The 7154-nt window shown below is 68.6% G+C and carries 4 protein-coding genes; all 4 read left to right on the top strand.

Annotated features, from left to right (window positions below; translation table 11 throughout):
* The first annotated feature begins 32 nt into the window (after positions 1–32).
* Positions 33–1592: an alkaline phosphatase D family protein gene (locus tag ACZ7L5_RS27085; RefSeq protein WP_471519478.1), complete on the top strand. Its 1560-nt coding sequence runs from the start codon at positions 33–35 to the stop codon at positions 1590–1592.
* Positions 1593–1703: 111 nt separating this feature from the next.
* Positions 1704–2912, top strand: a complete 1209-nt coding sequence (locus tag ACZ7L5_RS27090; protein WP_471519479.1) for a hypothetical protein — start codon at positions 1704–1706, stop codon at positions 2910–2912.
* Between the two features lie 181 nt (positions 2913–3093).
* A complete protein-coding gene (locus ACZ7L5_RS27095; protein ID WP_471519480.1) occupies positions 3094–4593 on the top strand; it encodes a D-ribitol-5-phosphate cytidylyltransferase in 1500 nt (499 codons plus the stop codon).
* Positions 4594–4740: 147 nt separating this feature from the next.
* A complete protein-coding gene (locus ACZ7L5_RS27100) occupies positions 4741–6846 on the top strand; it encodes a hypothetical protein (RefSeq protein WP_471519506.1) in 2106 nt (701 codons plus the stop codon).
* Positions 6847–7154: the final 308 nt, after the last annotated feature.

Here is a 7154-nt window from a genome sequence, read left to right on the forward strand (position 1 = left end):
CCAAGAGGCCAGCGAGGCAGGGGAGTTCGCCGATGACCGGTGTTTCCGGATCCGTATCGCCCGACCGACGCCGCTTTCTGACCGCGGGTGCCGCGGTGCTCGGCGCCGCGGCCTCCGCCCAGCTGTGGCTGCCGTCCGCTGCCCGGGCCGCCGAAACTCCGCTGCCCGACGGCGTGTTCAGCCTCTCAGTCGCCTCCGGCGACCCGCTGCCCGACGGCATCGTGCTGTGGACGCGCCTCGCCCCGGACCCGCTGCACGGCGGCGGCATGCCCGACCGCGTGGTCTCCGTCGAGTGGGAGATCGCCGAGGACGAGCGGTTCCGCAAACCGGTGCGCCGCGGGGTCGCCCAAGCCCGGCCCGAGCTGGGGCACAGTGTCCATGTCGACGTACGACGGCTGCGCCCGGGCCGTACGTACTGGTACCGCTTCCGCACCGGCGGCCAGCTCTCGCCCACCGGCCGTACCCGCACCGCGCCCCACCCGACGAGCTCCGGCGGTCGACTGCGCATGGCGCTGGCCTCCTGCCAGAACTGGCAGCACGGCTACTTCACGCCGTACGCCGACATGCTCGACCAGGACCCCGACTTCGTCCTGTTCGTCGGCGACTACATCTACGAGTCCACGCCGTCGGCGACGGGTGTGCGCCGGCACGAGGGCACGGGTGAGCCGTACAGCCTGGTCCAGTACCGCAACCGGTACGCGCAGTACCGCACCGACCCGGCCCTGGCCGCGATGCACGCGAACGCGCCCTGGGTGGTCACCTTCGACGACCACGAGATCGACAACGACTTCGCCGGCGAGATCCCGCAGGACCCGGACAAGCAGCCGCACGAGGCGTTCGTGGCCCGGCTGACCGCGGGCTACCAGGCGTTCTACGAGCACATGCCGGTCCGCGCGAGCGCCATCCCTAACGGCCCGCACATCCAGATGTACCGCCGCCTGGAGTTCGGCCGTCTGGCCCGGCTCAGCGTGCTGGACACCCGGCAGTACCGCAGCGACCAGGTCAAGAGCCAGGAGGCGGCCCAGGACCCGTCCCTCACCATGCTGGGGGCCGAGCAGAAGAGCTGGCTGATCGACGGACTGCGTCACTCGCCGGCCCGCTGGAACATGATCGGCTCGCAGATCATGATGGCCGAGACCGACCTCAAGGTCGGCGAGGGCAAGCTCTGGTACTACGACGCCTGGGACGGCTACCAGGTCGAACGCAACGCTCTGATGCAGGAGTTGAAGCAGGTCCGCAACCCGGTCGTGTTCACCGGCGACCGTCATCTGACGATGATCAGCGACCTCAAGGAGGACTACGCCGACCCGGGCTCGGACGTGGTGGGCGCCGAGTTCGTCGGAACGTCCATCTCCAGCAACGGCGACCAGGACCAGGACGCCTTCCACAAGGAGTGGGACCCGCGCCTGCCGGACAACCCGCACTGGAAGCTCCTCGACGCCCATCGCGGCTACCACCTCTTCGACATCCGCCGCGACGGCATCGACGCGCAGGTGCGGATCGTGGACACGGTGCGCACGCCGACGGCCACGCCGAGCACGCTGGCCCGGCTGCGGGTCGAGTCGGGCGAGCCGGGCGTCGAGGTCGTGTAACTCCGGCAACCTCGGTCACTTCCGTAACGCCTGCTGGAGGGCCTGGGACTCATCCGTGTCCCAGGTCACTCTCAGCGCTCTCTCAGCAAGCTCTCTTACCGTCCTCTGACCATGGAGACGGACTGTACGAGAGCTGAACTCCCGGCCAACGGCGACGTGATCACCCCGCTCGCCACCGGGACCCGCCTGCTGCACATCGGCCCGCACAAGACGGGCACCACCTCGATCCAGGGCGCCCTGTTCGAGGCGCGGGCCGAGATGGCCCGGCACGGCGTCGTGTGGCCCGCCGCCACCCGGCACCCCATGGAGGCGGTCCTGGCCGCCTGCGCCCGCACCGGCATGATGGGCGACCCCGCGCCCACCGAGCGGCACTGGGAGCGGCTGCTGGAGCAGGTGCGCGGCACGGGACGGCGTACGTCCGTGATCAGCAGCGAGTTCTTCGCCGACGCCCCCGACGACGACACCGTCGAGCGGATCGTCGAGCAGCTCGGCGGCGAGCGCGTGCACGTCCTGGTCACGCTGCGCCCGCTCGCTCGGATCATGCCCTCGCAGTGGCAGCAGTACGTGCAGAACGGCCTGCGCATGAGCTACGAGGACTGGCTGGAGCACCTGCTCAGGAAGCCGCCGTACGACAGGCCCACCCCCAGTTTCTGGCGCCGGCACCGGCATGACCGGCTCGTCGAGCGCTGGGCGCGGGTGGTCGGCGCAGAGCGGGTCACCGTCGTCGTGGTCGACGACCGGGACCGGGAGAGCCTGCTGCGCACCTTCGAGGCGCTGCTCGGACTGCCCGCGCAGCTACTGCGGCCGATTCCGGACGCGGCGAATCGCTCCCTCACCCTCGCCGAGACCGAAATGCTGCGGAATCTTAATAAGGAATTCCGCGCCAATGAACTGCCCGAGGAGCTCTATTCACAGCTCGTCCGGAACGGCGCCGTGATGCATATGAAGAACACGTGCGCTCCCGGTCCCGGAGACGTGAAGATCTGCACCCCGCAGTGGGCCGTCGAAGTCGCCGCCGGGATCGGTGCCGAAATGGCGGACCGGATCGAGTCGACGGGGGTACGGATCGTCGGCGACATGAACCTTTTGTCCGCCATGCAGCTGTCCGCCGTGCAGAAGCCGGCGGCCGGGACAGGTGCCGTGCCGCGCATCGCCCCCGAGGCTGCGGCGCATGCGTTGTACGGGGCCCTTGCCGCGGCGGCGGGCGCTCCCGTACGGCACGCCGCGCCGGCCAAATCGCGCACCGTTCACCAGACGTCGTCGAAGGAGCTGGTGCGGGTACTCGGTCACCGTTGCCTCAAGCGGCTGCGGCTTCGGTGAGCCTGTGTCGTTACTCACGGCAACTGGCGGGAACTTCCGGCGGGCTTCATCGCAATGACCATGCGTACAAGGTGAATGACAGGTTGCGCGCACATATGCAGCCGGGGACGCTCACCTTGCACTGCGGTAACCCCAAGTGGGACCATTTCCAAGTTCCCAGTCGCCACAAGGTAGGTCACCTGTGTCCCAGCACATAGCCAAGCCCCGTACCACCGCAGTGATCCTTGCGGGCGGTACCGGCCAGCGCGTGGGTCTGTCGATCCCCAAGCAGCTGCTGAAGATCGCCGGCAAGGCAGTCATCGAGCACACGTTGACCACCTTCGAGAAGGCCGACTCGATCGACGACATCATCGTGTTGATGGCGCCCGGTTACGTGCCGGACATCGAGAAGATCGTCTCCAAGGCCGGGTTCAAGAAGGTCAAGAAGATCATCGAGGGTGGCTCGACCCGGAACGAGACGACCGAGCGCGCCATCGACGCCCTCGGCGAGGGCCTGGCCGAGGGCGAGGACCTGAACGTCCTCTTCCACGACGCCGTGCGCCCCCTGCTGTCCCAGCGTGTCATCGACGACTGTGTCGTGGCGTTGGAGCGCTTCCAGGCCGTCGACGTCGCCATCCCGTCCGCGGACACCATCATCGTGACCCGCACCCACGGCGACGACGGCGAGTTCATCACCGAGATCCCGGACCGCTCCCGGCTGCGCCGCGGCCAGACGCCGCAGGCGTTCAAGCTGTCCACGATCAAGCGGGCCTACGAGGTCGCCGCAGGTGACCCCAACTTCCAGGCCACGGACGACTGCTCCGTCGTGCTCAAGTACCTGCCGGACGTGCCGATCCACGTCGTCGCGGGCGACGAGTACAACATGAAGGTCACCCAGCCCGTCGACGTCTTCATCGCCGACAAGCTCTTCCAGCTGGCCTCCACCGCCACGCCCGAGCAGGTCAGCGAGGAGACCTACCGCGAGCTGCTGACCGGCAAGACCGTCGTCGTCTTCGGCGGCAGCTACGGCATCGGCAAGGACATCGCCGAACTCGCCGAGTCCTACGGCGCGAAGGTGTACGCGCTGGGCCGCTCCACCACCGGCACCCACGTGGAGAACCCGGAGGAGGTCGACGACGCGCTGTCCAAGGCGTACGCCGAGACCGGGCGCATCGACTACGTCGTCAACACCGCCGGCGTGCTGCGCATCGGCAAGCTCGCCGAGACCGACAACGCCACCATCGAGGAGGCGCTGAAGGTCAACTACCTCGCCCCGGTGCAGATCGCGCGGTCCTCGTACAAGTACCTGGCCGAGACCAAGGGCCAGCTGCTGCTGTACACCTCCAGCAGCTACACCCGCGGTCGCGCCGAGTACAGCCTGTACTCCTCGACCAAGGCGGCCATGGTGAACCTCACCCAGGCCCTGTCCGACGAGTGGGCCGGCGACGGCGTCCGCGTCAACTGCATCAACCCGGAGCGCACCGCCACCCCGATGCGCACCAAGGCCTTCGGTCAGGAGCCCTCGGGCAGCCTGCTCTCCTCCGAGGCCGTCGCCCGTACGTCCCTCGACGTGCTGCTCTCCGAGCTGACCGGCCATGTGATCGACGTCCGCCAGCAGGACCCGACGGCGCCCGCCGGCAAGGCGTCCGGGTTCGAGCAGGCGCTGGCCAGTGTTCTGGACCGCCAGGACGGCATGGCATAATCATCAGTTAATAGCCTTATGGAATTCAGGCCTCTGCGATTCTTCGTTCACGAAGAATTCACAGGGGCCTGAGTCCTTCCCCCTTCAGACCGGCCCCTCTCCCTGAGCAGGTTCTCCGTGATATCCACCGCTATTCGCGTCGCCCGGGTGGGCAGCGCGGCCGAGCTGGCCGCGGCGGCCCTCATGATGCTGGGCTTCCCGGCACTCATGCTGGCCGCGCTCGTCCCGAGCGTTCCCGCCTTCGCGGCCGCGGCCGCCGTGACGTACCTGGCGGACCACTATCTGCACCGCAAGGGCAGCTATCTGGTCAACCGCCTGAGCAAGGTGCGGGCAGGTCTGTCGATCCGCTTTCTGATCAGGCAGCTGCTGCTGATCCTGCTGCTGGCCCGGCTCGGCCTCGCGGACGACCTGATCTACTACGGCGCGATCGCCTGCTTCATCGCCTTCTACGGCCTCCAGGCCCCGCACGGCGCGCTGGTCACCCTGATCCGCAACCGCCGCCGTATGCCGGTCGCCACCCGCAACGTCGATCTCGCCTCGCGCATCCGCATCCCGGACGCCCCGCCGCGCAGGCTGCTGCACCGCTCCGCCGAGAAGATGCTGCACCTCGACCTCGCGGCCGTCGCCGGCATCCTCGTCTCCGCGTCCCTGGAGTCGGCCGTCGTCGGCTTCATCGGCATCGGCATCACGGTAGGCGTGGGCTGCCTTTACGTGCTGGCGCTCGTGCCGTACGTCCGCGGCGCGAAGATCCCGCCGAACGCCGAGAAGGTCCTGGTCGCCGTCGACGACTGGCTGGCCGAGTACCGGCCCGAGACGGTGCTGTACTTCTCCGGCTCCAAGGACTCCGCGTACCAGGTCAACATGTGGCTGGAGACCATGGAGCAGTTGGACTCCAAGCCGCTGATCATCCTGCGTGAGCGCGTCATCCTGAACAACCTCGCGCCCACCACGGTCCCCGTCATCTGCGTGCCCGGCGGTGTGCACCTGATGAACCTGGACCTGTCGAACGTGCGCGTCGCGCTGTACGCCGCGAACGTCGGCAAGAACATCCACCTGCTGCGCGTCCCGACCATGAAGCACGTCTTCATCGGCCACGGCGACAGCGACAAGCTGGCCAGCGTCAACCCGTACAGCAAGGTCTACGACGAGGTGTGGACCGCCGGGCGCGCGGGCCGCGACCGTTACGCCATCGCCGACGTCGGTGTCCGCGACGCCGACATCGTCGAGGTCGGCCGCCCGCAGCTGGCGCCGATCCAGGGCTTCAGCGGTGCCCCCGAGGACCGGATCCCGACGGTTCTCTACGCGCCGACCTGGGAGGGCTGGGACGGCAACCCCGGCAACACCTCGATCGTGCTCGCCGGCGAGTCCATCGTGACGAAGCTGGTCTCGGCCGACCCGCCGGTCCGCGTCCTGTACAAGCCGCACCCCTTCACCGGCACCGTCAGCAAGGAGGCCGGCGCCGCGCACCGGCGGATCATCGCCCTGGTCGAGCAGGCCGCCGCCGAGCGGGGCACCGACGCGCGCTTCGCGGTCGACGCCGCCGCGCTGACCGCCGCCAAGGCCGAGCTGGCCCGCATCGAGACCCGCCTCGCCGAGTTGTCCGGCAAGGGCAACGGGAAGGGCAACGGCAACGGCAAGGGTGACGAGGCCGAGGCCACCCGTGACGGGCTCGTCGACATCGCCAGGCACGAGGAGGTCGCCCGGCTGCGCGCCGAGTGGAACACCGCGTACTGGCGCTCCTTCCCCGGCCACGAGCACCGCGTCATCACGGGCGCCGAGCCGCGCCTGTACGACTGCTTCAACGTCTCCGACGCGATGGTCTCCGACATCTCCAGTGTGGTCTCCGACTTCATCGCCAGCGGCAAGCCGTACGCCGTCACGGACTCCGCCGAGCTGGGCGTGGAGGAGTTCAAGCGGGCGAACACCGCGGTGCGCGCCGCGACGATCCTGTCCAACAGCGCGGCCGAACTGGGCGAGCTGCTGGACGCCGTACGGGATCCGGCCGCCGATGCGCTGGCCGAGGACCGCGTGGAGCTCAAGCGGTACCTGCTCGGCCCGGACGAGCCGACGTCCATCGAGCAGTTCAACACCGCGGTGGCGAACCTCGCGATCAAGGCCGAGACGCGCAACGTCGGCCAGGAGTCCCGGGTGTCGGCCGGAGCCGACATGGACCCCGAGCCCGAGCCCGACCCCGTGCCGGCGACCGTGCCCGTGCCGCGGGGGTCGGCGGACGGGGACGACTTGACCGCCTGACCCACGGACGCGACGAAGCGGCCCCCGAGGAGCGATCCTCGGGGGCCGCTTCGTTGTTTCTGACGGGCCCCTTCCACTTCCCGAATCACCTGAGCCCATGTCAGTTCGCGATGTGATCTGGACCACCAAAACACGGGCCTGAGGCAACCGCTTGCAACACCCAGCCGTCTATCAAGTAGCGAATGAGGCGATACGGGGGAAATATCCCGTTGACAAGGGGGAAACGTGACCGTCACGCAGCCTGATGTGACTGTGATCATCGGGGCGTACGAAGCGATGCCGTACCTGGTCGAGTGCCTGGCTTCGGT

The organism is Streptomyces sp. NPDC107528, assembly GCF_055639295.1.

Excerpts from the sequence above, each read along its gene's own strand:
- ACZ7L5_RS27090 (WP_471519479.1), top strand. The coding sequence starts at position 1,704 with ATGGAGACGGACTGTACGAGAGCTGAACTCCCGGCCAACGGCGACGTG.
- ACZ7L5_RS27085 (WP_471519478.1), top strand. The coding sequence starts at position 33 with ATGACCGGTGTTTCCGGATCCGTATCGCCCGACCGACGCCGCTTTCTG.